This is a genomic window from Bradyrhizobium sp. CCGUVB23 (assembly GCF_024199885.1).
Lineage (GTDB): Bacteria > Pseudomonadota > Alphaproteobacteria > Rhizobiales > Xanthobacteraceae > Bradyrhizobium.
Window position 1 is genome coordinate 3,480,895 of sequence record NZ_JANADQ010000001.1, and the last position, 24,764, is coordinate 3,505,658.

Below are 24,764 nucleotides of genomic sequence, written 5' to 3' on the forward strand. Positions count from 1 at the left end.
ATCACTCAGCTGTCATCCCCGGACAAGTGAGCGTAGCGAGCGCAGATCCGGGATCCATAGCCACAGGCAGATGTCGTTAGCGCAAGCTGGTAACCACGAGTCTTCGCCAAACCACATCCTGTGGTTATGGGTCCCGGGCTCGCGACTTGGTCGCGCCCCGGGACGATAGCCTTGATGGGGCTACAGTGTGCGCCTCAGCCGTTGCGGAACGCGTAGGCGTAGCCGTTGAGCGCGGGTGCACCGCCGAGATGCGCATAGAGAATCTTCGCGCCCTTCTCGAAATAGCCCTTCTTGGTGAGGTCGATCAGGCCCTGCATCGACTTGCCCTCGTAGACGGGGTCGGTGATCATGCCTTCGAGACGCGCGGTGAGGCGGATGGCTTCCTTGGTCTCTTCCGACGGCACGCCGTAGGTCGGATAGGCGTAGTCCTCGACCAGCACGACGTCGTCTTCGACGATCTCCTTGCCGAGTTCGACGAGTTTTGCGGTGTTCTGCGCGATCGAAAGAACTTGTGCCTTGGTCTGCGCCGGCGTGAAGGATGCATCGATGCCGATCACTTTTCGCGCACGGCCGTCCGCGGCGAAGCCGACCAGCATGCCGGCATGGGTCGAGCCGGTGACGGTGCAGACGACGATATAGTCGAACTTGAAGCCGAGATCCTTCTCCTGCTTGCGCACTTCTTCCGCGAAGCCGACATAGCCGAGGCCGCCATATTTATGCACGGAGGCGCCGGCCGGAATCGCGTAAGGCTTGCCGCCCGCGGCCTTCACTTCCTCGAGCGCCTGCTCCCAGCTCTTGCGGATGCCGATGTCAAAACCGTCCTCGACGAGACGGACATCGGCGCCCATCACGCGCGACAGCAGGATGTTGCCGACGCGGTCGTACACGGCGTCCTCGTGCGGCACCCAGGCTTCCTGCACCAGGCGGCACTTCATGCCGATCTTGGCTGCAACCGCGGCGACCATGCGGGTGTGGTTGGACTGCACGCCGCCGATCGACACCAGCGTGTCGGCGTTCGAGGCGATCGCGTCGGGAACGATGTATTCGAGCTTGCGCAGCTTGTTGCCGCCATAGGCGAGACCGGAATTACAGTCCTCACGCTTGGCATAGATCTCGACATTGCCGCCGAGGTGCTTGGACAGACGGTTCAGCTTCTCGATGGGGGGCGGCCCGAAGGTCAGCGGGTAGCGTTCGAATTTTTCCAGCTTCATTGCGAAATCATCCCGATTTGCCGTTGAACTGAAGGGAGGAACTATCACCCCCTAGATGAAATGTGCTCTCGAATATTGCGAGGATTTTGCGGGAGATATTGCGACGTTGGCGCAATTGAATAACATCTCTTCCGAAATTTTGCACTTTGACGGAATTTTCTTCCATGTCCGGCAGGTTAGACCGCACCGACCTTAAGATATTGCGATTGCTGCAGAATAACGGCCGGCTGAGCAACGCGGAGCTGGCGGAAACCGTGGCGATCAGCCCGGCAACCTGCCACCGGCGCACCCAGCGGCTGCTCGAAGAGGGTTTTATCACGGGCGTCCGCGCCATGGTGGCGCCGCGCAAAGTCGCCAAGGGCACGCTGGTGATGGTCGGCGTCGTGCTCGACCGCTCGACGCCGGAGAGCTTTGCGCTCTTCGAGCAGGCGGTAGCGAAGCTGAAATGCGTGCTCGACTGCCACCTCGTCGCCGGCGACTTCGATTATTTCCTCAAGATCCGGGTCGGCGACATGGAGGACTTCAACCGCATCCATGGCGAGCAGCTCATCGCGCTGCCCGGCGCGCGCCAGACCCGCACCTTCTTCGTGATGAAGGAGGTCGTCGACAACGCACCGCTGGAGTTTTGAGCGGCCGGCGCCGTGGCAGGCCACGTTGCTCGCGTCAATCCGGACCGGGATCGCTAGCCGCCCACCGCCCCTTCCGCCGACTCCTCGCGTCCGTCCCTCGCCTTGCCGCGTAGCGCGATCTTGTCGCCGTCGAAGGTGAGCGTCCATGTCCAGGCGTCGCCGCCTCCGACATATTGGAGGTCGATGACAAAGGTTCGCTCGTTCTGCCACGTGCCCTTGGCGGCGCGAACACCGAGAATGCCTGGCGGACTTTTGCGGTACAGGCCATCGAGACCGATCGGCCCGTCGAGGCGGCGCCGCGCGGGATCGCCCGCGCTCGTCTCCACGACGTAACGCGGGTTCTCATCGGCCAGGAACAGCGTCAGTGTTTTGATGCCCGAGGCGTTGTCGGACAATTTGTAGGTCTTGCCCGAGATCGCAGAGGCGGTTGCGGGCGTGGCGCCGACCGATGTCGGCTTCTCCATGGACACGTCCGCGACCAGCTTTGCTAGCTCTTCTGCCGCGGCTGCATCGGCCGGCAAAGCAGACTCGGATTTGACGGCGGCAGAGATCTCGTCGGCCAGCTTGCGGAATGGACAGAAATTGGTCGCCGTCATCACGGCGACGATGTCCTGCTCCCGCAGCACCATGATCACCTGGCAGTGATATCCGACGGTCATGAAGACGGGCTTGTCGGGAATGGCCCAGAACTGGTTGGCGTAGCGCAGCCCGGGTTCAAATCGCGCATTCATGTTGACGGTGGCATGATTGACGGCAACGAGGAAATCCGCCGGTAGCAATTGCTTGCCGGCCCACTCGCCGTTGCGCAGATAGAGATAGCCGATCTTCGCCATGTCCCGCGGTCGCATCGCAAGGCCGAAGCCGCCGATCGGGAGCTTTTGCGGATCGCGACGCCAGAACGGCTGAGCGATCCCGAGTGGCCCGAACAGCTTCTCCTGCGCATAGTCAGCGGTGCTCTTGCCGGTGATCCTTGCCACGATCGCGGATAGCAGATGCGAACCGCCGCTGTCGTAGTAGAACACTTCGCCCGGCGCATGCGCCATCGGGCGATCGAGGATGAATTGGACCCAATTGGAGCTCGCGCCCATGTCGCGAAGCGACTGCTCCCGGCCGCCGACATACCCCTCGTCCCACTCGAGGCCGGATGTCATGTTGAGCAACTGCTGGACCGTAATGGCCTTCTTGCGCTCGTCGAGATTGGCGACGTCGCGATCGGAAAAGAAATCCAGCATCGGACGATCGAGACGATCCAGCAGGCCATCCTTGTAGGCCATCGCCAGCAGCGTCGCGACCACCGCCTTGGTGGAGGAGTTGATCACGTGCGGCATATCAGCCGTATAAGGTGCGTAATAGGCATCGAGCACGATGCGGCCGTGGCGCGTCACCAGCAGGCTGTCGAAGCTGCGCGGGATGCCGGACGCGACCAGTTTGGCCAACGCAGCCGAATCCATGCCCTGCTCTTCCGGCGTAGAGGTCTGCCATTGAGCGGTCGGCCAGATCGGCTCAGTGCCCTGTGCACTTGCGGTGCCGGAGTAGACTGACGTGAGGAGGACGAGCGTGCCAAGCAGGGCCTTGCTTCGTGATGAAAGCCTGACGACGAAATCAGCCACCTGCATGCTCTACCCTGCCTGTGATCGTTGCGCAGAGGCATATACCACAGGCGGCATCTGCTCAATGATACAATCTTCTGATTTGCACGACCTCCGCCACCTCGTCGCCGGCGACTTCGATTATTTCCTGAAAATCCGGGTCGGCGGCATGGAGGATTTCAACCGCATCAATGGCGAGCAGCAGACCCGCACCTTCTTCGTGATGAAGGAGGTCGGCGCCGCTGGAGTTTTGAGCGGCCCGCGCCGTCACGAGACCTGTTCGGCGACGCGCTCCGCCGCGACCACGCCGCGCTCGCTGTCCTCGGGCCGCATCGCGATCACCGAGATCAGGCCGAGACCGACGCCGATCATGACGTAGAAGATCGGCGCGAGCGGGGAACCCGTCAGCGTGATCAGCCAGGTCACGAAGAACTGGGCGAAGCCGCCGAAGATCAGTACCGCGACGTTGTTGACGATCGCAAGCGCGGTCGAGCGGACGCGGATCGGGAACAGCTCGACCAGCGTGGTGCAGTAGACGCCGAGGAAGAACGCGCTGAAGAAGCCGATCACGACCTGGGCGACCAGGAGCTTTGCGATCGACGGTTCGGAAATCACCCAGGTATAGAGCGGATAGAGCGAGACGAAATAGCCGGTGAGCGATGCGAGCAGCAGCGGCTTGCGCGGATAGCGGTCGGAGAAGGCGCCGGCGATGGGGACAACGACGACCATCACGATCGCCGCGATCATCTGCACCAGAAAGCTCTGCATCAGCGGCAGCTTCAGCACTTCCTTGGCGTAGGTCACGGTATAGCCGAAAGTGACGTAGAACGAGACCGCGCTCGCGACCACCATGCCCATCCCGATCAGGAAGTTGCGGCCGGGGTGCTTCAGCGCGGCGATGAAGCGCTCCTTGTGCACGGCCGCCATGTTGCGCTGGGACGCTTCGGGCTCGACGACTTTGGCGCGCATGTAGAGCAGGATCGGAACGATCACGAGGCCGACGAAGAACGGGATGCGCCAGGCGCCGGCCGCGAGCTGCTCCTGCGTGAACGTGAGCGTGAGGACGGCACCGAGCACCGCGCCCAGAACATTCGCCATGAGCTGGCCAGCGATCTGCCAGGAGCCGTAGAAGCCGGTGCGGCCGGCAGGCGCCGCCTCGATCAGGTAGGCCGTCGAGGTGCCGAACTCGCCGCCGACGGAGAAGCCCTGAAGCAGCCGTGCCAGCAGCACGATCAACGGCGCGGCGATACCGGCCGTCGCATAGGTCGGCGTCAACGCGAGCAGTGCGACCGAGAGCGCCATGATACCCATGCCAAGCGTCATCGCCGCCTTCCGCCCCTTGCGGTCGCCGAAATAGCCGAGCACGAGACCGCCGACCGGCCGCATGAAGAAGCCGGTGCCGAACAGCGCGGTGGTGAGCAGCAGCGCGTTGATCTCGCTGCCCGGGACCTTCGGGTCGACGGGGAAGAACAGGTTCTTGATGACCGGCGTCATCAGCGCGAACACCGTGAAGTCGTACCACTCCATCGCGTTGCCTGCGATCGCCGCCACGATGGCTTTTCTGTTCGTCTGCATCTCGCGCTTGCCTGTCCGGTTGGTGGGTTACTCGGCGGGTTGATGAATGGCGTCGGCGTCGATCCATTCGTCGCCGAGGATCTCGGGCGTGGCGAACGCCTTGAGATTGGCAAAATGGATCTCGCGATCCTCGACGAAGAGGCGGCGGACGATGCCGCGGGCGAGCCGGTCGGCGCCTTCGCTGATCGCGGGGATATCGCCGGAGAGCTTTCCATGGCTCAGCGTGGCCGGATAGTTGAAGCCGTAGAGCCGCGACAGCATGGGACAGGCGCCGGTTACCCTCTCCTGGAACTGGAAGATGTCGCCGAGATCGGGCGAGCCTTCGAGCTCGGCATTATCCATGCCGACAGGCGTCGGGAAGCGATCGCGCCAGAAGCGGATATGGGGCGCGAACTCCTTCAGCTCGGGCCGCAACGCGAGATCGACCTTGAAGCCGGTGCCGAAGATGATGAAGTCGGTCTCATAACGACCCTTCGGCGTCGTCACGACGAGATGATCGCCTTCGACGACGAGATCATCGATCGGGCTTGCGAGATGGAAATGCGCGTGCGGATAGGCGGAGACGCGCAGCAAGCTCTGCCGCGGCGGCGGCGTCTGCGCTTTCAGCGTGTGGTCGAGGAAGCGCCATTTCCACTGGTCTGTGAGGCCGGCAAAGCCGTGCACGACGCCCTGGCTGCCGATGCCCGTGAATTTGTTGATGCGCGGAATGTCCGCGCGCCGAATGAAGAGATCGAGCCGCGCGGCGCCGCTCTCCAGCGCCACCGCCGCATTGTCCATCGCCGATGCGCCCGCGCCGATCACGGCGACGCGCCTGCCGCGCAGCTTTTCGAAGTCGATCGCATCGGACGAATGCGCCCAGAAGCGCCGGTCGATGCCATCGGCCAGCGGCGGCACGTAAGCGCCGCCAAGGCCGTCGCGCCCGGTCGCCAGCACGACATGGCGCGCCAGGATCTTTCGCGGCGCGCCGCGCTCGCTGACATCGAGCTCGAACAGCTCGTCGGCACGCGCGTGGATGCGCTCGACCGTCACCTCGTTGCGGACCGGCAGGTTGAGCACCTTGCGATACCAGACGAGATAATCCATCCACATCGTGCGCGGTGCGCGGTCGAGCGCCTTCCAGGCGTCGCGGCCGTATTGCGCTTCATAGAACGCGCGAAAGGTCAGCGCCGGCATGCCCATCGCGGGGCCGGTCAACTCCTTCGGCGAACGCAGCGTGCGCATCCGCGCGAAGGTGACCCATGGCCCCTCTTCGCCGGCGCGCGCACGATCGAACACCAAATGGTTGTCGACGCCGAGCCGCTTCAAGACGGCGGAGGCAACGAGGCCCGCCATGCCGGCCCCGACGATCACGACGTCGACGACGGCTTCGCCATCCACGACACGACGCGGCACCCAGGATTTGGCCGGCAGTTCCAGCCAAGACAAATCCTGCTTGAGTCGCTCTTCGATCGCCGCGAGGCCGGCTGCGTTTGGCGTCATCGTCGTCATGAGTTGGCTTTCTCGAGTTCGTCGGCTGCCTCATTGGGCTCGAGGCCTGCGGCCGCGCCGCTGTGCAGCTTTGCGCCGGGCATCAGCGCCACCGCCGCGCGTAACGCGTGGTTGAGTGCCGCAACCGTCGGCGTCAGCTCGCGCCCGGTTGGCGAGAGGGCAGCAAACAGGAAAGGAATGGAGACATCGAGACGCCGGGTGACGACGCCTTCCACCGGCAGGCTCGACGTCAGCACCGGCTCGACGATGGCGATGCCGAGCGACTGCTTGGCCATCGCGATCGCGGTCATCGAGGAATTGGTGTCGATGACCTCTGCGGGCATCACGGCCTCGCGGTCCAACGCTTCGTCTACCCGACGGCGCAGCCGGTAGGGATTGGCCATCGTCAGAAGACGGCCGCCGCCGAGATCTTTCAGCCGGATCACTTTCTTCTTCGCGAGCGGATGATCAATCGCGAGGCAAGCGACGCACGGCACCTCGCAGACCCATTGCACGTCGAGGCCGGGATGCTGGACCGGCAGGCTGGCGAGCCCGAGATCCACCGATTGCGACAACACCGACTGCACGACGTTCTCGGCCGAAAGCGCCTGCACATGCACTTGGCCCGGCAGCAGCTCGCGCTCCAGCGCGGCAAGCGCGGCCGGGATGAAGCCCGCTGCGAGCGCCGGGATCGCGGCGAGGCTCAGCACCGGAAGCGCACCGGCGCCGATCGCGTTGGCGCGCTGGCGGATGTGCTTCAGGCCCATCAACAGCCGTTCGACCTCGGCATGAAACAGCACGCCCTTCGCCGTCGGGCTGATGCGCGGACCATTGCGGGTGAACAGGAGGTAGCCGACATCGGCCTCGAGGTCCTGGATCTGCCGCGTCACCACCGGCTGCGAACGGCCGAGCAGCCGCGCCGCGCCGGTGATGCTGCCGGCCGACATCACCGCCGCGAAGGCCTCCAAGAGCCGGATGTCGATAATTTCATTGTTCATGGGCGCGCCGCTTGGATTATTCGAATACAGCATGAATGATATTTCTTGATGCGCAAGAAGAATTATGAGAGATTTTTGTCATGCCAAAGGAGCCAGTCCCTTTCCGCCATCAAGACCCGGCCGGACCGGCCTACAGGCGCGGCTGGGTCGACGAGGCCGTGGCGGCGATCGAAGCGGACCAGTGCCGCACGGCTGATACGCATCTGATCCGCCTGATCGTGCCGGCGCTGGCAGGCATCGACATCTATCTCAAGGATGAGTCGACCCATCCGACCGGCAGCCTGAAACACCGGCTGGCCCGATCGCTATTCCTCTACGCGCTCTGCAACGGCCACATCCGCGAAGGTACGCCTGTGATCGAGGCCTCGTCGGGATCGACGGCAGTCTCGGAGGCCTATTTCGCGCAGATGATCGGCGTGCCCTTCTATGCCGTGATGCCGCGCACGACCTCGGCGGAAAAAATCGCCGCGATCGAGCATTACGGCGGCAACTGCCATCTGATCGACGACGGCCGCGCGCTCTATGCGGAAGCCGCTGCGCTCGCCGCGCGGCTGAACGGCCACTACATGGATCAGTTCACCTTTGCCGAGCGTGCCACCGACTGGCGCGGCAACAACAACATCGCCGAGTCGATCTTCACCCAGCTCAAGGGCGAGCCGCGCCCGGTGCCGGACTGGATCGTGATGGGCGCCGGCACCGGCGGCACTTCGGCGACGATCGGCCGCTATTTGCGCTATCGGCAATATCCGACACGACTGTGCGTCGCCGACGTCGAGCATTCCGCCTTCTTCGACTGCTTCAGCACCCAGGACCGCACGCAGATCTGCGAGCGGCCCTCGCTGATCGAAGGCGTCGGCCGTCCGCGCTGCGAGCCCTCCTTCGTGCCCGGTGTGGTCGACCGCATGATGAAGATTCCGGACGCCGCGACGATCGCCGCGATGAATTTGCTGACACGCCGGCTGCGCCGGGCGGTCGGCGGATCCACCGGCACCAATTTCCTGGCGCTCTGCCGGCTCGCCGACGAGATGCGCAACGCGGGCGAGACGGGATCGCTGGTGACGCTGATCTGCGATTCCGGCGAGCGCTACCGTCAGACCTACTATGAGCCGCAATGGCTCGCCGCGCGCGGGCTCGACCCCGCGCCCTATGAAGCCGAGTTGTCGGCCTTCCTGGAAACAGGCAAGCCGCTCAGCTTTGCGGTCGCGGATGCCGCGAACCCACAGAGTTCGCGAGGTGCCGCGTGACGCTGATCGAAACGATGGCCGGCGTGCCCGAGGGGTCACGGCTTGGTCAGGCGCTGAAAGCGCGTGCCGAGATTCTTCGGCTGAGCGAAGCCGCCCATGACGCGGTGCTGGTGCCGCGGGAGCCGGGCGGGCTGAGCCACGGCCTGCGCGCTGCGCTCGCGGCACGGATGTGCCGGCATGTCGGCGATGCCGCGCTGACCGCACATTACGAATCCTATCTCGCGCATTCGCATGATCTGGATGTCGTCGCCCTCGCCGAGCCCGGCGGCGCTTGCGGCAATGCGCTGGACGACGCCATGGCGCGTCACGCCGACCTGTTGACGCTCTCCCCGCGCGAGGCGACGCGACAGGACATCGAGACGCTGAAGGCCGCCGGCGTCAGCGAGGCCGACATCGTGCGGCTCTCGGAGCTCGCCGCCTTCGTGAACTATCAGTTGCGGGTCGTTGCGGGCCTAAAGCTTCTCAAAGCAGTCGAGGCCCGATGAGCAAGGTCGTTCACACCTTCACCGCTGCGATACCGACCTGGTCGCCCTACGTTACCCCGGTCGAGCTCGCCTCCGCAACGCCGGAGCAGCTCGCGGCGATGAAGGTCACGCCGTCGAACAAGGGCGTGTCGCCTTACGTGCTGACGCTGGCGCACGATCCGGAATCGCTCGAGGTCCGCTCGCCGCTGTTCAACATGATCATGTACGGCAAGAACGGCCTGTCCTCTGCCGAGCGCGAGCTCGGCGCGCTCAGCGCCTCCATCGTCAACCGCTGCATCTACTGTGCGGCCGTCCACGCCTCGCGCTTCATCGGCCTTACGGGGCAGAACGATGTCGTCGAAGACATCTTTGCCGACGAGCGCGACGCCACGCTGGAGACGCGGCAGCAGGCCTTGTTCGATTTCGCCACGAAACTCTCGACCACGCCGATCGAAGCCACGGCGGACGACGCACGCGGGCTGGCTGACGCAGGCCTCAGCGAGCTCGAGCAGCTCGACCTCGTGCTGTCGGCTGCGATCTTCGGCTGGGCCAACCGGCTGATGCACACGCTGGGCGAACCGCGGGCGTGACGCCTGATGTCACCGGTTGGGAGCTCAGTCCTCCCATGTCCGAATGCTGAGCGCCGGCGCCAGAAAATCGGTCCAGAGCAGATAGCCGCCCAGCAAGGCCAGGAAACCACCGACGAAGAGCAGCCGGAAATAGACGGCTTCACTCAAAAAAAGCTCAACGCCCGCGATATACAAGCCGGCGGCGAACATCGCGCTGGCAAGAACAAACACGACGAACTTTCGCATCCCGGGCGCTCTCTTGATCAAACCTACCCGCCTTTGTCGGCGATCGGGAGAGACCGGTTCGCAAACTCGAGCCTAATTCCGCCAACCAGGGTTATGGCGCCATCGCAGCGTCACGAAGCGTCTTCGCAAGCCCGTCAGCCGCGGCGAGATTGGCCGGCAGCACTGCCGCGGAATTTACGGCGCCTGCGACCTCAAAAGACCGCGATGCGCATGTCACGGCAACTTCACTTGCCTCGCGCGAGCATGCGGGCGACGTTCGCCGTTCCCAGAACGAGGAGACCTGCCGTGCGCCTTCCCATTCTCGATCCGAAAGAGCTGACCGCCGAGCAGAAGCCGCTCTATGACGACATGCGAGCGGGCATCAAGGATCATTTCAAGGGCTTTGTGAACATGCGCGAGGACGGCGCGCTGCTCGGCCCCTGGAATCCGTGGCTCCGCGAGCCGCGCTTCGGCGGGCCGGTGTGGGAGCTGGTCAAGGCGATCGCGTCGAACCCATTGCTGCCGGCGCCGGTGCGCGAGGTCGCGATCCTCGTGACCGGCTCGCATTTCCGCTCCGGCTACGAGCTCTATGCCCATGTACTGGTCGCCGAGCAGCGCGGCCTGTCCGACGAGAAGCTCGCGACCATCGTAGCCGGCCAGCGGCCGGTCGACCTGACCAAGCAGGAGGCCGTCGCCTACGACATGGCGTCCTCTCTCGTGAGCGGTGGCGTGCTGCCCGAGCTGACCTGGCGCGCGGCGGTGAAGGAGTTCGGCGAGCACGGCGCGGCCGAATTGTCTTATCTCGTCGGCGTCTATTGCATGGTCTCGGTCACGCTGAACACGTTCGACGTGCCGGTGCCGGATTAGACGCCGGCCTCGCTTGCCCGATCACTCCGCCGCCTTGCTTGCGGGCGGCGGTGGCGACCAGGCGATGCAGCGATTGCGGCCTTCAGCCTTGGCCTGGTAGAGCGCGTGATCGGCCGCGCTCATCAACGCATCGGTGCCGGACATGCTGACGCTGGCCTCGGCGATGCCGATGCTCACAGTGACGCCGAACCGGATCTTGTGGGCGACGATGTGCGAGCTCATCACGCGCTTGCGGATGCGCTCGGCGACCGTTCTCGCACGGGACAGGCTGGTCTCGGGCAAGAGGACCGCGAACTCCTCGCCGCCAAGGCGGCCGACGATATCAGACTTGCGCTTGCCATCGAGGCACGCGGCAGCGACCGTCTTGATCGCGGCGTCGCCGACCCCATGGCCATAGCGGTCGTTGACCGACTTGAAGTGATCGATGTCGAGCATCAACACCGAGACCGAGCGATAATAGCGCTGGAAGCGGCTCCATTCGGCATCGAGGCTTTCCAGGAAATGGCGGCGGTTGAAGAGGCCGGTGAGCGGATCGGTCGTGGCCAGCGTCTCCAGCATCTTGGCCTTTTGCGTGAGGTCGGTGATGTCGACATAGGTCAGCATGCGGCCGCCATTCGACATCGTCGTGCAATGAGCGCGGATGCGCCGACCATCGGGCGTCTGAAGGTCGCGCACGTGATCGCCGGCCTTGACCTCTTCGACGCGCTTGGCCGGAAACCTTGCCAGCTCGCCTGGGGGAAGATCCGGCGCGCTGGCACGATGCACGCGCCGCACCAGCGACGCGTAGGCCGGCCGGGCCGCCGCTTCCTCTTCGCTCACCTCCCAGAACCGCCGCATCCGCCGGTTCATGAAGCTCGCGTTCAGGTCGGAGTCGAGGAGAAGCACGCCATCCTGGACGTTCTCCAGCGCGTCACGCAGAAGCTTCAGTTCGTCGGAGGAGCGCACGATATCGGTGACGGGGGTGTAGGTCAGCATCCGCCCGCCATCGGGCAGAGGGGTACACTGCACGCGCATGACATCGCCGTTGGTTCGGCGCAGATCGACCGGCGTGGGATCTCCTGCCTCAATCTGGCGAACACGCATTGCAACGAGCGCATCGAGCTCCGCGGCCGGCACTTCGTAGGCCCCGGTATCCCTTCCGTGATAGAGCAGCGTGAGGATTGAGGGATTGCTGTCGGCGACCTCCTCGGGCAGCCGCCACATCTGGCGGAATGACCGGTTGATCAGGCGCGCCCTGAGCTGCGCGTCGAGCAGCACGATGCCGGTCGGCACGTGATCGAGCGCGGCGCGCAGCGCCAGCATCTGGCTGCGCATCAAGGCGTCGCCGCGCCGCGCCGGCGGCCCCTCGTTCCTCGCCTCGCCACTGGCCCTGCCGAGAGCGACACCGATCTCGCGGTCGGAACGCCAGACCACGCGACAGGCCAGCAACTCGTCGTCCGCCAGCTTCAACTGGAACTGGTCAGGCACGCCAAGGCCGGTGTCGAGCTGGAGCATCGCCCCCTCCTCCGACATGCGGCGCACCACGCAATCGAGCGACGATTGCCCAAAGTTGAAGATAATCTTCCCGGCCAGGAACGTTCGTTCCGGCGTCAAGCGGGGCATCACAACCTCCCAGACGAAACCGGTTTCAGTCTGCCGCAGCGCTCCTTGCGGCAGGATAACGCAGCTGGCGATTTCACGAGAAAGGCTAACGATCGGTTGACGCGCGCAGCTCAAGGCGCGCCCGGCGCGCGAAAACGCCCGTTGCTCATCAGTGCGCACGAGTGGCGGCCGCGCACCACCATCCGGACAATTCCGGGACATCGGACATCCACTCAACCGAAAGATCCACTCCGCCCGAAAATCAGTTGCGCACGACGTAAATGGGCGCCCGCAGCGTCAAGCCGCATCCGCAATGTGTGGACTGCCCGGGCGCGCGCGGTTACCCTGCCGTGATCGCAACGACACACTCGCCTGCCAGGCTCGAGCAACCAGACGAGAGAGGATGAAAGCAATGAAGACATCACGCCGTGTTTTGCTGGCCGGAATGGCGGGACTCGTCGCCGCACCGCAGGCCGCAAGCAGCGCCTTCGCTTCGACCGCCGATGCCGCGGACACGACGGTCGCCGAAGAACGCTTCGCTAGGCTGATCGCAGCCGCGCACGCGCCCGACATCCTAGGCGCACGGCAGGCCGAGCACTACGCGGAAACGCATTGGCGCGAGTATGTGGCGGCCGCGCGAGTAGTGCTCGGCGCAAGAGGGTGAGAACGTCTTCTTCCTTCTCCCCTTGCGGAAGAAGGTGGCGCGCGTAGCGCGCCCGTCCTCAGAGGACGCTGAAGGGAAGCTTCGGCGATGGCGCCGCATGAGACGTTCTATCTGCGCGCTCAATTGAGAGAGCGGCACTTCGGAGTACTACCGACTCGATCTCAGCAGTACCACGGGATGATCGACGCCCGCCTCTCCATGTCGATGATTCGATACTGTTTGCCGCGAGTGCGCGACATCCTCAGCAACACACCGGAAACGTCTTCTCACGCATTGAGCAACCGACCCGCAAGCATCTGGGCGCTACGTTGAAGCGTTCAATTCTTCGCTCAGGGGTTCGCCAAGTTGACGTTTGCCACCACGCGTTTTGGTCGCCTGCTCTCGCGTTTCCGCTGCGATCGCAGCGGCAATATCGTTGTGATCTTCGCCATTGCATCGCTGCCCGTTCTCGCCGCCGTCGGCGCCGCGGTCGATTACTCCCTCGCGGTGCGGGCCCGAGCCAAGCTGATGGCGGCACTCGACACCGCGGTGCTGGTCGCCACCGCCAAGAGCGAGATCACAAACACCGCAGCCACGGCACAGAGCAATGCACTGAATACGTACGCCGCGCAGATGTCCGCTTACGGCATGACAACGAGCTCGGTGACCATGACCGTGACGGACACCGTGACCACCCGGACGGCTACCGGTACGGCAACATTGTCCGTTTCGAATTATTTCATGGGTCTGCTGGGTTACAAGACCATGACGGTGTCGGCGAGCTCGTCGGCGGCGGCCTCGCTCCCTAGCTATATCGACTTCTACGTGCTGCTCGACAACTCGCCATCGCAGGGGCTGGGCGCGACCACTGCTGACATGACCGCCTTGCAGGCCGCGACCTCCGACAGTTGCGCCTTCGCCTGCCATGACACCTATACGTCGAGCTCCAAGAAGACGAAGCAAACCAACAGCTACTATTCGATCGCGAAGAAGCTCGGCATCACGATGCGGATCGACCTGGTGCGGACCGCGACGCAGTCATTGACGGATACGGCCACGTCAAGCGAGCTCGTCAGCAACCAGTACCGCATGGCCGTCTACACCATGGGAAGCGATTGCGGCTCCATCGGCCTGACGACGATCTCATCGCTCACGTCGAGCCTCTCGTCGGTCAGGACGGCCGTCTCTTCGGTCGACCTGATGACGATTCCCTACACCAACTACAACAACGATATGTGCACCGACTTCGACGGCATTCTGTCATCGATGAACAGCACGATTCCGACTCCCGGGACCGGTACTGCATCCTCGCCGCAAAAATGGCTATTCTTCATCTCGGACGGGGTGGCCGACTACTACTACTACCCGTCGAGTTGCTCCGAGACCGTCATCGCTTCGTCGGGGCGATGCCAGGAGCCGCTCACGACCACGATCTGCGATACGATCAAGAATCGTGGCATCAACATCGCGATCCTTTACACCACGTATCTCGCGATCACCAGCAACAGCTGGTACACCACCTACATCGCGCCCTGGCGCAGCTCGATCGCGACCCAGATGAAAGCCTGCGCAACCTCAGGTTATTACTACGAGGTGTCGAGCGACAGCAGTATCAGCGACGCGCTGACCGCGCTGTTTCAGAAGGCCATCTCCTCTGCACACCTGACGCAATAGCCGCCGCCGGAAGGCCCCGCGCCCTTCGCGCGAAGCCGCGAGCATGATCCGGAAAAATGTGAAGCGGTTTTTCGAAAGGATCATGCTCAAAACCATAACCCAGCTAAGGCGCGATGACGATTCATCTCAATCTCATCGCGCTTTAGCGGGCTCAATCCATCATCTCCCAGAGCCGGTGCGCCAGCACGCCGGCGCGCTTCTCGATCGCCGCTGCGGCATCGAGCGCAAGATCCTCGCGATAGCGGCCGGCGATCAGCTGCACGCCGATCGGCTTGCCGTCATGCAACGTCACGGGGACCACGGCACCGGGCAGCCCGAGCACGTTGATCGCGGAGATGAAGCGGATGTCGTTCCAGAAGATCTCGCGCACGCGCTCGGGGCTGAGCGTATCCTCGCGCGGGCCCGGCGTCGGCTTCACCGTGGTCGGCGCCAGCACCACCGGATAGTCCTCGAAGAACAATTGCCAGGCGCGGATATGGCCGTTGCGCGCGGCGGTGGCCTGCATCCAGGACTTGAGATCGAGCACGTTGGCCTTGGTCTTCATGCCGTTCCACGCCTTGTGGAAGTCCTCGGAGGTCACCTTCAGCATGCCGGCTTCCTGCATCACCACGGTCTCGTTGGTGATGATGTCGCACCAGGTCTGCCAGACACCGCTGATGTCGGGCAGCTCGACCTCGCTGACACGATAACCGGCACGTTCGAGATGATCGGCCGCCTGCCGCAGCGCATCGCGCACCGACGGATCGACGTCCATGTCCGCCGGGATCTTTGCCAGCGCGACCTTGATCGGGCCCTTCGGCGTCGGACCCGACAGCGGCGCCGGCACCCACCAGGGATCGCGCGGATCGCGCTGGCTCATCACCTCGAGCGCCAATTTGATGTCGCCGACATGGCGCGCGAGCGGCCCCTGCGCCGACATCAGATGCGCAAGCATCGGACGCTCGGAGGTGGCGCTCTGGTTGAACGCGGGGATGCGGCCTTGCGTCGGCTTGATGGTGACGACCCCGTTGCAATGCGCCGGCCAGCGCAGCGAGCCGCCGATGTCGTTGCCATGCGCGATGGTACCGATGCCGGCAGCGACCGCCGCGCCCGCGCCGCCGGACGAGCCGCCGCAGGTGATGTTCTGATTCCAGGGATTGAGCGTCAGCCCGTGCAGGGGATTGTCGGTGAAACCGCGGAAGGAGAATTCCGGCGTGTTGGTCAGCCCGATGACGATCGCGCCGGCCTTCTTCAGGTTGCGCACGACCGGCGAATCCGACGGCGCGATGATGCTCATGTTCGCCGGCACGCCGTTGGGATTTGGCCGGCCCTGATAGTCGACGTTCTCCTTGATGGTGATCGGCACGCCATGCAGCAGGCCGAGCTCGCCGCCCTTCGCCCGCTGCTTGTCCGCGGCATGCGCCGCCGCAAGCGCCTCATCCGAGAGATCGACGACGACCGCGTTGAGCTTCGCATTCACCGCACGCATCCGCTCCAGATGCGCCTCGACGGTCTCGACCGCTGAAATGGCGCCACCGCGAATCGCACCCGCGGTGTCGGCTGCCGACCATTGCCAGATCGCCCCCTTGGGCCGCCGGGCCGGGGCAGCTTTGGTCGTCGCCTTCGCTATCTTCCTGGCTGCTTTCTTGGCCGACTTTTTGGTTGCCTTGGCGACGGCGCCCTTGCGCGCGCGGCGATTGCCGGCCGCCTTCTTCGTTACCATCGTTCTGGACGCATTCTTTTTCTTCTTCTTCGTTGCAGCCTTGGCCACTACTTTTCTCCTGACTTTGCGCGGCGGAGGTTACGTGCGGCATGCGCGCATGTACAGGTGCGTTTCTGCATGCAAAGGTGAGCGAGCGATGCGGCGTATGGTCAGTGGCGATCGGCCGGCGATGACCGTGTCCTTGCTCCAGGCCAGCATGGCGTTGCAGGTGAACTCGGTGCCATGGTCGGACACGATCATTCCTGGCTTGCCGCGTCGCTCGACGATTGCCGTCAGTTCGCGGGCGACGCGCCGTCGTGAGATCGACGTCTCCGGAATGGCGACCAGGCATTCCTTAGTGACGTCGTCGACGATGTTGAGAATGCGGAAGCGCCGGCCGTTGGCGAACTGGTCGTGGACGAAGTCCAGCGACCAGCGCGCGTTGGGCCTCGCCTCGATCAGGATCAACGGGTCCCCACAGCTTTGCGGCGAGCCCGCCGCTTGCGGACGGTGAGCCCTTCCTCGCGATAAAGCCGGTAGATCCGATTGATCCCCGAGGGCTCTCCCTCCCGTCGCAGCAGGACGAATAGCCGGCGGTAGCCGAACCGCCGCCGCTCGTTGGCGAGATCGCGCAACCGGCCGCGCAGAGCCGCGTCCGCAGGGCGGCTGGAGCGATAACGGATCAACTTCCGATCCGCGCCCACGATCGAGCACGCCCGCCGTTCCGACAGGCTCATGACGGCCTGCAGATGCGCGACCGCAGCGCGCTTGGCGGCGGGCCCTACCATTTTTTTGAAAGCAGCTCGCGAAGGGCGGCCGCGTCGAGCATCTGCTCGGCCAGAAGCTTCTTCAGCTTCGCGTTCTCCTCTTCCAAGGCCCTCAGCCGCTTCGCCTCGGAAACGTCCATGCCGCCGAATTTGGCCTTCCAATTGTAGATCGTCGCTTCGGAGATTCCATGCTTGCGAGCCAGGTCAGCCGTCTTCGCCCCAGCCTCATGCTCCTTCAATACAGCGATAATCTGCTCTTCCGTGAACCTTGCTCGCTTCATCTGTCCGTCCTTCTTCGGGCCGGACTCTAACTCCTTCTGGAGGAAATACTCAGTGGCAGGTCATATCCGGCCTGCCTAATATCGCGTGCTTGGAGCAGCGATATCCCATGACTGGCCATTAAAGCGCATCAAATGCAAAGCACGACCAAAACGAGCTCGCTCTTCTCGCGCAGCTTCAAAGTCTCTTTGAATGCACTGTGATGTGAGGTTACCTGCGCAGCCCTGCAGCAAAGCAACTGTCGATCTCGCCTGGAGATAAGCTCTCATGACAGCTTCCGACGGAGACACGGTGTCAGGAAGATATCGGCTTTTGAAGATTTCCCATTCCTCACTCTCAGCAGACGTCAGAACTATGCGAATCCTCTGATTAGCCAAGGAAAAAATACCGTTATGAGTTCCCATTTCTTGCTTCGCAATAGAAACTGCTGCATCGCTCAAAACCATCGTAGGCTTCCAGTCCACCACTTCTGCTGCCTGCTCCAGCAGTTTGATCTGGAAATCAGGCTGACCAAAGATTACTAGAAAGTCTGCATTGTGCCCGCTTACCCGTGAGACCCGATTGCCGAGAAATTTAGGATCTCCGTCGATGTTGGTAATCATCGACCGAGCATTTTTTCCCCCAAGCCACCATAAAACCCAGCTAAAAATTGGTGCGCGGAACGGCTCTCCTCGTGAATGATTGCAATTTTAGCGCCGGGCATTTCTTTCAGCATATACTCACCGAAAAATTTCCCCTGAACTTCAGGCGGTGTTTTCAGTGACTCCGAGTCTTCATCTGGGTCGACATCAAACACTTGTGGGACTTTTTTGAAACGAACATAGGGGCCGATTGCATTGTTTGCCTCTTTGTTCATTCGAAAAAGTAATGTCACTTTATCGACTTCAACAAGCTTGCGAGTCAGATCCAGGGTCCTCTTGAGACTTCCCTCGTCGTCATAAGAGACCAAATCTACGTCGCGGCCGCCAATACCGCCGTCATCGTTGATTTTTCGAAAATAGGCAGCCGCAACCATCAGGGAGCCTGCGCGATCAAGGTCGGCGTTCAGGAACGAGCCAACACTTCCAACTTCGATTTTTGGAAGAGAAGGCTCGGTGCCTCTGACAGTAGAATGCATGCCTAGAATTATTAGGGCTGAAACCACCGCCGTAGAGAGCAATTCTGAAATTTTGAAGTAGATCATCCGCCCGTCATGCCACGTTCGGGTTTGGTCGCATTCGCGTTCGAGTTTAGCGATTTTTGACATCGCGCGTCCGAAAGAGCGCCGAAGTGCTCGATACGCCCAATGCCACAAGAGGCACACTTAGCAAACCTCCGGAGAGCATCGCGGTTTGGACTGCGCCTGCCATTAGATGGAGGACACCTAGAAGCGCTGAAGACAGCGCCGCGACCACCATTGGGGACTTGTCACTTGGAAGGAAAAGAAGGTCGATTAGTCTGCAAACGCTTCCCACAAAAAGACTCGCCGCGGCCACACCCAGGAATGAAAAATCGGCGTAAGCGTCGGCTATAAACATCGAGTTGCTGATTGAACCCGATTGGCTTCGCCAAAGGTAAGAGACGTCCGCGAAGGCGGGATGGAAATCCGTGCCCAATAAGAGGGCTATTGGCCGTATATTCGTTCCCCAACTATGAGACAAGTAGTACGGAAACGCCGTGAAGAATTCCAGAACCGCTTCATTCGGCACGAAGAACGCTCGTCGGAAGAAGAAATTTATTGCGGTGGCCCCAAGGGCGGTCTCGGGAATGGTAAGTCTGATCAACGGATAAAATATCGCAAGCAGCATCACCGAGCCAAATGCCACTACGGGCCACGTAAGCCGATTTCGTAAACACAGTAGGCAGGCGAATCCAAGCTGAATGATCAAGAATGCAACCGGCGCTCTGCTCAAGGTTTCCATCCGCCCCAACAGTATAGTCAGCAGCAATAGGAGGGAGCCGAGCAAAAGTGTTTTCGATCTGGACGTCCAACTCTCTAGGATTCCCCAAATGAGAAAAAAAGGAGCGATTGAAGTTAGCACTAGCCGATAAGCATAGGTGTTGCTGCCCCCAAAAAGGAGGCGGTACTCGTCCTTTGCTGAAGCAAAATTTGGAGCGCTCAAAAACCCTAAAATAACTCCGAAATGATCCTCACGAAGCGAGATTAGAGCCATGTAGGCAAAAAGCGATAAGTTAGTTGCGACGAGCAGCATCGCGAAATTACTGTTTTTGCTAAGGGGTCGGTGCTCCCAATGTTTCAGTGCGCCGTCGAGTTCATATTGCTTTCCTGACAAGAATTTATCGGCGAGTTCGATTCCACCGATGCATCCCAAAAACATGATCGCAATTGAAAGATTGAGAGAAATGACTCCGTCGGCAAAATAGGGGGAATTGGCCAATTGGCGGTAAACTAAAGAGCTTTCATTGTAATATAGCATGAAAATCAAGTACGCAGGGCCATACAAGGCTAGCAAGAAACCCATCAGCATTGATGTCGTGGAAATATACCCGCGCGTCTTCAGAGTAAAATAAGCTGTGGCGCCCACCATCGATGCGGAGGCTATGAGATAGCTTTCGACCAACATCGTTACAATGCCAATTGGCGCAGAAGGGCCGTTGGAACCTTCGTGTTGATCTCAACCGTCAGCTGTTGTCGCCGCGAGTCAGCGATGGCCCCAAGAAGCAGCCCTAGAAAGAAAACGAAAGGGTATGAATACGCTAAGGCACCAGAAAACATTTCCATAAGAACGAACATCAGGAAACACGAATTGGCTAACCAAGCGTCTTTAGTCTTTGTCGCGTTCATCCCAACAATCATCGGCTTAGCCAAACTGACCGCATATAAAGTCGCTCCGACAACACCCAATTCGTAGAGCGCCTCTAAAATTGAATTGTGAGGGTAAAGCGAAGCTGACGGCGACGCCAACAACCAGTCTGGCGGTCTGTAGCCATAGTCGATGGGAAACATTCCAAATCCCCTACCAAAAATAAAGGATGCAGGGTCCATCCAGATTGCCTTTAGAGCAAACGAGTAGATTGCAATTCGTGTATTCGGGGGAGGATCAGCCTTTGACAATTCATTGATAGTTCGTACCCAGATCGGAAGATGCTCGAGATCGTCCGCGAACACAAAGAGCAGAAGCCCGGCCAAAACCGAGATTATGATTGTCCAACCAAGAATATTTCGGGAATACCACCGAGAACGGATTAAAAGTGCAAAGATCAGTCCGGCCGCAGCACCCCTCGCTTGAACTAAAATTGTCAAAGCGACGGCAGTACATAGTGAGAGACTGATAAGCGCCTTCTTAATGACACTACTCAAATCGGCGCAAAGATAGGCCGCTGAAAGCGCTCCAAGCGCCAGATATATTCCAACGTTCTGATAGAGTTGCGAGGTATCCGCGCCCGATAGAAGTACCATTCGTCCCAAACCGAAAACGTCAGCGAAATAGCCGTCTTGATACACGTCGCCCTGCGTCAGAATAAAAGCCGATAGGAAAAAAACGTAGATCGCCGACGCTGATAGCAAAATCCATGCGAGCAGCTTCATTCGCAGTGCCGTGACGAAACCAAGAGCCAAAAACATGGGAAGAAACGTAACGGTCCCTACCAAATACGTACTAGGAACGTCGTCGCCGGATACCACCAAGAAATTAGCAACAACGAGAGCATAGAAAGCGGTTATAAGAAGTAGCTCCGTCTTAACTTCCCAGGCTCGCGTGACGTGCAATCTAGAATTCATTGCCACACTGGCAATGCACAGGAGCAAAGATGCCACAAAGATTTCAGTAGAACCAAAGAACTGAAACGGAACGAAGCTTTTTGCAAACGTCGCAACTGTCGCGGTCGCAACCGTCGCGGAAGCCGCAGAGCTTTCAATGTTGGCAGTATCCGCCGCCCAATTTCCGCTTGTTTGAACGCTCACGTCGGCAGCCTGGTTCGCCTAATCATAATGACAATCAGGTACGCTGCCGCCAACGACGCGATAATTGCTGCGATGACCAAGAACAATCGCCGTGGTCCGATATTTATTGGAATTGTCGACGGTTCAAGCAAGACGCTTGGATCGCAGACGAACAAAAGTTCTTGCTCGCTAGCTGCTTTCAACTTGAGCTGACCCTCTCTGGCCTGCTGCAAGTCGGAAATCTCGCGATTTAGGCGACCCCGCTCCTCGTCGATTCGCCTCTGATCAACCTCGCGGTTCATAACCGCGTCTCTCGCTTCTCTAATGTCTGTTTCTCTGGCAAAAAGAGCTTGCATATCTTTGGAATAGCCAACCGCTTTCAACGCTTCGTCGATTTGCGAACGGGAGGCACTCACCAATTCCTGAAGAGCCTTGGATCTATGATCCAATTCCTTGAGTTCGCGTATCGCGCGGTCGATCCGCTGCGTCAGATTTTCAACAATCCGAATAGCGCTCTGAACGGTTAGGTGTATCGTCGCCCTCGCGTTTTCGGAAAAGCCGACTTGATCGAGAACGATTTGATCCAGAATCAACGTTTGAAACTTTTTGAATCTGTCCTCATCGCCGGCACTCACGATGTTCTGCAAACTGATAGACTGTCCGATAGAGCCAACCTTCAGATCTTGAAACTGCCTCAAACTAGCATCTGATGCGCCTTGGGACGCAAGATTTACCAGGACTTTTGAAAGATACAAATCCGACGTGAGTTTGGAAATCTGATCTATCGGTATCAATGCTTCCCACCGATTCGAACTTAGCGCAGTCGCAACCCTAATCGAAGATTTTACAGCCACTCTGGTTGGATAGATGGAAATAGCGGCCACCGAGGCGATGCTAATTGCCGCTGCTGTAACCAGAAAGATTTTAAGGTTTTCCCTGATGGGTTCGAAAATTCTTCCGGTCATTGGTAGCGCTATTCCCTTAAAAGTGAAGGACTATCTAAGTTTTCTAGGTTGCGTCAGCAATGCAGTCTTTGCACATCGTCGTCACAGCAGCTCAAGAGTTGCGAGGGATCGAGAACTAGAACCCCACTTCCGCTCTTTGGGCTTTTACGTGACGAGGGGGCCATGCAGGAATGCCAATTTGGCGAACGAAGGCGTTTTGAGCAATCGCCGTGGCTGACATCAAGTTTCGCTGCATCGGTCTCAACAAACTGCTGCTTCAATACGCCGATGAAGCTCTCGGCAACCGAGCGTCGCGACGAGCGAGCATCTGGTCTTAGGGGATTGCAGCCAAACTAGTCTTGTTATCATGCGCCAACATATTGGGACTTTGGGCCACACGCGCCCCTTGCGGCCCTAAAGAGCAATCGAAGCATAGTACAGCAACATCTGATCTTGATCAGGCTGCGAAATCAGCGAAACACTCGTGAGAAGAAGAAACGGGTCGGGGACCTCAGTTGGACAACGAAGGCGCAGGGCGAATCCATTGGGACTTCCAGGACCATTCTGGTGATGGTCCCGATACTCAAAAATGCCAGTCATGGCCCAGTTACACCGCGGAAGTAGTTCGCGTATCCGACTCTAAAGAATTAGAATACCGCGTAAAAAGTCAGACTGCATATCTTGCCTTCCACGACATTATTCGATCGGACGGCGAAGATAGAGTTGATGGCTCAATTCGCTCTACTCGCCAAGATTACCGCAACGCGCTTACGTTTTTGCCAGGTGGATGCTCGGCTGAGGGTTGGATAAAGTTTAAAAGACGGCAGTCTTTAGTAGTCGCGGTTCATCTGAGTCCCACTGCTGAAGAGGCAAACGATTTTCGTTTGACTGAACTTCCCCCTGCTTTGTACTTTGAAAATGAGCCATTGAAAGCCACGCTCCTAAAAATTCAAGCTGTCGTAGATCGATCTTCGATTGAAGAATCTTCTTACGCAGAAGCCCTCGGCATGGTCTTGTTGCATGAATTGAGAGAAGCGATGGGGGTCCGAGCTATATTGCCTCGGACGCGAGGCGGACCCAAAAGCCATGCATCGTGTTAACGAATATATCGATGCGAATTATTCCCGAAATATTTCTTTGTCCGAGCTGTCAGTTCTCGCTAGGACAGCGCCAGACATAGTGCGAGGAAGACGCCGCCCGGCACCAGCGCCGCGTGAAAAATGTCCTGTGTGTTGACCACGCGGTCGCTGCGGCCGGTGGCTGTCACCGCCATGGTGTGGGCCGACAGCATGGCATCGCTGAGCAAGATTAGCACCAGCGACGGCGGCACCAGCACGCCAAGCGTCGCCGCGACAGCGATCACGGCATGACGTGCCGGCGCCGCGATCCCCTCAGCGGCCAGACGCGGCGAGACCACGCGGGAGAGCGCTAGCACGCTGGCGCCCACCGAGCCGTTCATCGGACCGAGCAGCGCGCCGAGCAGCATGCCCGAGACCAGCGGCGCCGCCGGACTGCGCGGCAACACCGCGTTGCCGGCACGATAGAGCGCATCGGCGACCGGAAGGCGGTCGAGTAACAGACCCATGGTCACATAGAGCGGCAGCGCCTGGAGCAGGTCATTCTCAAGAAGGTTGACGAGCCGGACCGGCAGCGCGCCCAGCGTCGCCAGATCGAATGCGCCGGACACTACGCCGAGCACGGCGCCACAGCCGGCCATTGCGATCAGGACGACGGCCGCGGGCAGGCCGGTGCAGACGATCGCGACGCCGACCAGCACCAAGAGCGCGAGCCCCAGCCACGCCATCAGTCGCCCGCCTCGCGCGGGCGGAAGATGTCGACGAGCGCCTGGCCGAGCACGAGCGCCGCCATCAGCCAGAGCGCGATCTTGACCAGGAAGTAGCCGGGATTGCCGGAGTCCTGGAACGCTTCGAGTTGCCAAATGCTGGAGGAGATGATCCTGTTGCCCGCGATCAGCACGAACAAGGCCCAGGGCAGCAGGCCGATAGCTGCGCCGAGCCGCGCCAAGATCGCCCGCGCTCGCGGGGAATAGTGCCGCGCAAGCAGGTCGGCCGAAAGATGCGTCCGCGCACGCGTCGCCGCGGTGACGCTCACCGCGACGAACAGCGCAAAGGCGATCTGCCCGAGATCATTGGCCTCGCGCGAATAGCGCTGAACGACGTCGCGCAGCGGCCATTGCAGGAAGAGCAGGACGATCAGCGGCAGCGCCAGCCATTTGGCTGCGGCGACGATGGAGCCGATCATGCGATCAAGGCTGCGGAGGAGGATCATCATGGCGCCACCCAATATCTCGACCAGAGTGGCCTGCCGCCTGAGGCGCGACAAGAGCCAAGGGGTCGCAAAGGGGTGGCGGAGAGAGTGTTTGTTTCTTCCCCCTGGCGCAATCGCGGCCCACCGCGCTGGGGTCGTTTCGCTGCCGGTAAGACGGCCGCGGCGCACTGGCAAGGGGTTGGGGA

At 60.8% G+C, this 24,764-nt stretch carries 23 protein-coding genes and 2 pseudogenes; 9 read left to right on the plus strand and 16 right to left on the minus strand.

The genetic code is table 11. The features are described from left to right. Nucleotides 1-194: 194 nt before the first annotated feature. Nucleotides 195-1,211: a 1-aminocyclopropane-1-carboxylate deaminase gene (locus tag NLN62_RS15880; RefSeq protein WP_254109345.1), complete on the minus strand. Its 1,017-nt coding sequence runs from the start codon at nucleotides 1,209-1,211 to the stop codon at nucleotides 195-197. Nucleotides 1,212-1,375: 164 nt separating this feature from the next. Between NLN62_RS15880 and NLN62_RS15885 the strand changes: the two genes are divergently transcribed. Beyond that, entirely contained in the window at nucleotides 1,376-1,840 is a 465-nt protein-coding gene (locus NLN62_RS15885) for an Lrp/AsnC family transcriptional regulator (protein ID WP_027527028.1), read from the plus strand. 53 nt (nucleotides 1,841-1,893) lie between these two features. Here the strand turns inward: NLN62_RS15885 and NLN62_RS15890 are convergent, their stop codons facing one another. Further along, on the minus strand, nucleotides 1,894-3,456 hold the full coding sequence (locus NLN62_RS15890; protein ID WP_254109346.1) for a serine hydrolase: 1,563 nt from the start codon (nucleotides 3,454-3,456) through the stop codon (nucleotides 1,894-1,896). Nucleotides 3,457-3,547: 91 nt separating this feature from the next. On the opposite strand from NLN62_RS15890, the pseudogene NLN62_RS15895 reads away from it, so the two are divergent. Beyond that, nucleotides 3,548-3,664, plus strand: a pseudogene (locus tag NLN62_RS15895) (Lrp/AsnC ligand binding domain-containing protein); the annotation flags it as partial. Nucleotides 3,665-3,696: 32 nt separating this feature from the next. Here NLN62_RS15895 and NLN62_RS15900 read toward each other — a convergent pair. The 3 genes from NLN62_RS15900 to NLN62_RS15910 are packed head-to-tail and all read right to left on the minus strand — an operon-like array spanning nucleotide 3,697 to nucleotide 7,469. After that, the gene (locus NLN62_RS15900) at nucleotides 3,697-5,004 is read right to left on the minus strand and encodes a citrate-proton symporter (RefSeq protein WP_254109347.1); all 1,308 of its coding nucleotides are present in this window, start codon (nucleotides 5,002-5,004) and stop codon (nucleotides 3,697-3,699) included. Nucleotides 5,005-5,031: 27 nt separating this feature from the next. Then, entirely contained in the window at nucleotides 5,032-6,492 is a 1,461-nt protein-coding gene (locus tag NLN62_RS15905) for an NAD(P)-binding domain-containing protein (protein ID WP_254109348.1), read from the minus strand. Continuing rightward, nucleotides 6,489-7,469 (minus strand): LysR family transcriptional regulator, encoded by a 981-nt coding sequence (locus tag NLN62_RS15910; protein ID WP_254109349.1) that lies wholly within the window; start codon nucleotides 7,467-7,469, stop codon nucleotides 6,489-6,491. Before NLN62_RS15910 ends, NLN62_RS15905 begins: the two co-directional genes overlap by 4 nt. An 80-nt stretch (nucleotides 7,470-7,549) precedes the next feature. On the opposite strand from NLN62_RS15910, the gene NLN62_RS15915 reads away from it, so the two are divergent. Genes NLN62_RS15915 through NLN62_RS15925 form a run of 3 tightly spaced genes read left to right on the plus strand, consistent with a single transcriptional unit; the run spans nucleotide 7,550 to nucleotide 9,767 of the window. Then, nucleotides 7,550-8,713: a PLP-dependent cysteine synthase family protein gene (locus tag NLN62_RS15915; RefSeq protein ID WP_254109350.1), complete on the plus strand. Its 1,164-nt coding sequence runs from the start codon at nucleotides 7,550-7,552 to the stop codon at nucleotides 8,711-8,713. Beyond that, nucleotides 8,710-9,198, plus strand: coding sequence for a CMD domain-containing protein (locus NLN62_RS15920; RefSeq protein WP_027527021.1), 489 nt, complete (start codon nucleotides 8,710-8,712; stop codon nucleotides 9,196-9,198). Before NLN62_RS15915 ends, NLN62_RS15920 begins: the two co-directional genes overlap by 4 nt. Then, on the plus strand, nucleotides 9,195-9,767 hold the full coding sequence (locus tag NLN62_RS15925) for a peroxidase-related enzyme (RefSeq protein ID WP_254109351.1): 573 nt from the start codon (nucleotides 9,195-9,197) through the stop codon (nucleotides 9,765-9,767). Before NLN62_RS15920 ends, NLN62_RS15925 begins: the two co-directional genes overlap by 4 nt. Nucleotides 9,768-9,791: 24 nt before the next feature. Here NLN62_RS15925 and NLN62_RS15930 read toward each other — a convergent pair whose 3' ends face one another. Next, nucleotides 9,792-9,992, minus strand: coding sequence for a hypothetical protein (locus NLN62_RS15930; RefSeq protein ID WP_156944741.1), 201 nt, complete (start codon nucleotides 9,990-9,992; stop codon nucleotides 9,792-9,794). A gap of 285 nt (nucleotides 9,993-10,277) precedes the next feature. Here NLN62_RS15930 and NLN62_RS15935 point away from each other — a divergent pair, with 285 nt between their 5' ends. Further along, on the plus strand, nucleotides 10,278-10,838 hold the full coding sequence (locus tag NLN62_RS15935) for a carboxymuconolactone decarboxylase family protein (protein ID WP_027527018.1): 561 nt from the start codon (nucleotides 10,278-10,280) through the stop codon (nucleotides 10,836-10,838). A 21-nt stretch (nucleotides 10,839-10,859) separates the two neighbouring features. Here the strand turns inward: NLN62_RS15935 and NLN62_RS15940 are convergent, their stop codons facing one another. Beyond that, entirely contained in the window at nucleotides 10,860-12,440 is a 1,581-nt protein-coding gene (locus NLN62_RS15940) for a diguanylate cyclase (RefSeq protein WP_027527017.1), read from the minus strand. Between the two features lie 391 nt (nucleotides 12,441-12,831). Between NLN62_RS15940 and NLN62_RS15945 the strand changes: the two genes are divergently transcribed. Both NLN62_RS15945 and NLN62_RS15950 read left to right on the plus strand, forming a co-directional pair. Continuing rightward, entirely contained in the window at nucleotides 12,832-13,083 is a 252-nt protein-coding gene (locus tag NLN62_RS15945) for a hypothetical protein (RefSeq protein ID WP_027527016.1), read from the plus strand. Between the two features lie 345 nt (nucleotides 13,084-13,428). Then, the gene (locus tag NLN62_RS15950; RefSeq protein WP_254109352.1) at nucleotides 13,429-14,736 is read left to right on the plus strand and encodes a TadE/TadG family type IV pilus assembly protein; all 1,308 of its coding nucleotides are present in this window, start codon (nucleotides 13,429-13,431) and stop codon (nucleotides 14,734-14,736) included. Between the two features lie 151 nt (nucleotides 14,737-14,887). On the opposite strand, the gene NLN62_RS15955 is transcribed toward NLN62_RS15950, so the two are convergent. The 7 genes and pseudogenes from NLN62_RS15955 to NLN62_RS15985 all read right to left on the minus strand — a co-directional run bounded on the left by NLN62_RS15955 (nucleotide 14,888) and on the right by NLN62_RS15985 (nucleotide 22,311). Beyond that, complete coding sequence (locus NLN62_RS15955) at nucleotides 14,888-16,438, minus strand: amidase family protein (protein WP_254113518.1); 1,551 nt, start codon at nucleotides 16,436-16,438, stop codon at nucleotides 14,888-14,890. Nucleotides 16,439-16,615: 177 nt separating this feature from the next. Then, nucleotides 16,616-17,465 (minus strand): annotated as a pseudogene (locus tag NLN62_RS15960) (IS3 family transposase); the annotation flags it as partial. 75 nt (nucleotides 17,466-17,540) lie between these two features. Next, nucleotides 17,541-18,065 carry a hypothetical protein gene (locus NLN62_RS15965; RefSeq protein ID WP_254109353.1) on the minus strand — a complete coding sequence of 175 codons (525 nt, stop codon included), beginning with the start codon at nucleotides 18,063-18,065 and terminating at the stop codon, nucleotides 17,541-17,543. After that, on the minus strand, nucleotides 18,062-18,646 hold the full coding sequence (locus NLN62_RS15970) for an ABC transporter substrate-binding protein (protein ID WP_254109354.1): 585 nt from the start codon (nucleotides 18,644-18,646) through the stop codon (nucleotides 18,062-18,064). The genes NLN62_RS15965 and NLN62_RS15970 overlap by 4 nt, the downstream gene beginning before the upstream one ends. 46 nt (nucleotides 18,647-18,692) lie before the next feature. After that, nucleotides 18,693-20,027: a hypothetical protein gene (locus NLN62_RS15975; protein WP_254109355.1), complete on the minus strand. Its 1,335-nt coding sequence runs from the start codon at nucleotides 20,025-20,027 to the stop codon at nucleotides 18,693-18,695. A 2-nt stretch (nucleotides 20,028-20,029) separates the two neighbouring features. After that, nucleotides 20,030-21,367, minus strand: a complete 1,338-nt coding sequence (locus NLN62_RS15980; RefSeq protein WP_254109356.1) for an O-antigen ligase — start codon at nucleotides 21,365-21,367, stop codon at nucleotides 20,030-20,032. After that, nucleotides 21,364-22,311, minus strand: a complete 948-nt coding sequence (locus NLN62_RS15985) for a hypothetical protein (RefSeq protein ID WP_254109357.1) — start codon at nucleotides 22,309-22,311, stop codon at nucleotides 21,364-21,366. Before NLN62_RS15985 ends, NLN62_RS15980 begins: the two co-directional genes overlap by 4 nt. A gap of 494 nt (nucleotides 22,312-22,805) precedes the next feature. On the opposite strand from NLN62_RS15985, the gene NLN62_RS15990 reads away from it, so the two are divergent. Further along, the gene (locus tag NLN62_RS15990) at nucleotides 22,806-23,390 is read left to right on the plus strand and encodes a hypothetical protein (RefSeq protein WP_254109358.1); all 585 of its coding nucleotides are present in this window, start codon (nucleotides 22,806-22,808) and stop codon (nucleotides 23,388-23,390) included. A 59-nt stretch (nucleotides 23,391-23,449) separates the two neighbouring features. On the opposite strand, the gene NLN62_RS15995 is transcribed toward NLN62_RS15990, so the two are convergent. Further along, nucleotides 23,450-24,094 carry a TRAP transporter large permease subunit gene (locus NLN62_RS15995; RefSeq protein ID WP_254109359.1) on the minus strand — a complete coding sequence of 215 codons (645 nt, stop codon included), beginning with the start codon at nucleotides 24,092-24,094 and terminating at the stop codon, nucleotides 23,450-23,452. Continuing rightward, nucleotides 24,094-24,582, minus strand: coding sequence for a TRAP transporter small permease subunit (locus NLN62_RS16000; RefSeq protein ID WP_035664501.1), 489 nt, complete (start codon nucleotides 24,580-24,582; stop codon nucleotides 24,094-24,096). Before NLN62_RS16000 ends, NLN62_RS15995 begins: the two co-directional genes overlap by 1 nt. Nucleotides 24,583-24,764: the final 182 nt, after the last annotated feature.

Bases quoted from the DNA above. Each gene is read 5' to 3' on its own strand.
- NLN62_RS15880 (WP_254109345.1), bottom strand. From the start codon at position 1,211: ATGAAGCTGGAAAAATTCGAACGCTACCCGCTGACCTTCGGGCCGCCC.
- NLN62_RS15885 (WP_027527028.1), top strand. From the start codon at position 1,376: ATGTCCGGCAGGTTAGACCGCACCGACCTTAAGATATTGCGATTGCTG.
- NLN62_RS15890 (WP_254109346.1), bottom strand. From the start codon at position 3,456: ATGCAGGTGGCTGATTTCGTCGTCAGGCTTTCATCACGAAGCAAGGCC.
- NLN62_RS15900 (WP_254109347.1), bottom strand. From the start codon at position 5,004: ATGCAGACGAACAGAAAAGCCATCGTGGCGGCGATCGCAGGCAACGCG.
- NLN62_RS15905 (WP_254109348.1), bottom strand. From the start codon at position 6,492: ATGACGACGATGACGCCAAACGCAGCCGGCCTCGCGGCGATCGAAGAG.
- NLN62_RS15910 (WP_254109349.1), bottom strand. From the start codon at position 7,469: ATGAACAATGAAATTATCGACATCCGGCTCTTGGAGGCCTTCGCGGCG.
- NLN62_RS15915 (WP_254109350.1), top strand. From the start codon at position 7,550: ATGCCAAAGGAGCCAGTCCCTTTCCGCCATCAAGACCCGGCCGGACCG.
- NLN62_RS15925 (WP_254109351.1), top strand. From the start codon at position 9,195: ATGAGCAAGGTCGTTCACACCTTCACCGCTGCGATACCGACCTGGTCG.
- NLN62_RS15930 (WP_156944741.1), bottom strand. From the start codon at position 9,992: ATGCGAAAGTTCGTCGTGTTTGTTCTTGCCAGCGCGATGTTCGCCGCC.
- NLN62_RS15940 (WP_027527017.1), bottom strand. From the start codon at position 12,440: ATGCCCCGCTTGACGCCGGAACGAACGTTCCTGGCCGGGAAGATTATC.
- NLN62_RS15945 (WP_027527016.1), top strand. From the start codon at position 12,832: ATGAAGACATCACGCCGTGTTTTGCTGGCCGGAATGGCGGGACTCGTC.
- NLN62_RS15955 (WP_254113518.1), bottom strand. From the start codon at position 16,438: ATGGTAACGAAGAAGGCGGCCGGCAATCGCCGCGCGCGCAAGGGCGCC.
- NLN62_RS15965 (WP_254109353.1), bottom strand. From the start codon at position 18,065: ATGATTACCAACATCGACGGAGATCCTAAATTTCTCGGCAATCGGGTC.
- NLN62_RS15970 (WP_254109354.1), bottom strand. From the start codon at position 18,646: ATGATCTACTTCAAAATTTCAGAATTGCTCTCTACGGCGGTGGTTTCA.
- NLN62_RS15975 (WP_254109355.1), bottom strand. From the start codon at position 20,027: ATGTTGGTCGAAAGCTATCTCATAGCCTCCGCATCGATGGTGGGCGCC.
- NLN62_RS15985 (WP_254109357.1), bottom strand. From the start codon at position 22,311: ATGACCGGAAGAATTTTCGAACCCATCAGGGAAAACCTTAAAATCTTT.
- NLN62_RS15995 (WP_254109359.1), bottom strand. From the start codon at position 24,094: ATGGCGTGGCTGGGGCTCGCGCTCTTGGTGCTGGTCGGCGTCGCGATC.
- NLN62_RS16000 (WP_035664501.1), bottom strand. From the start codon at position 24,582: ATGATGATCCTCCTCCGCAGCCTTGATCGCATGATCGGCTCCATCGTC.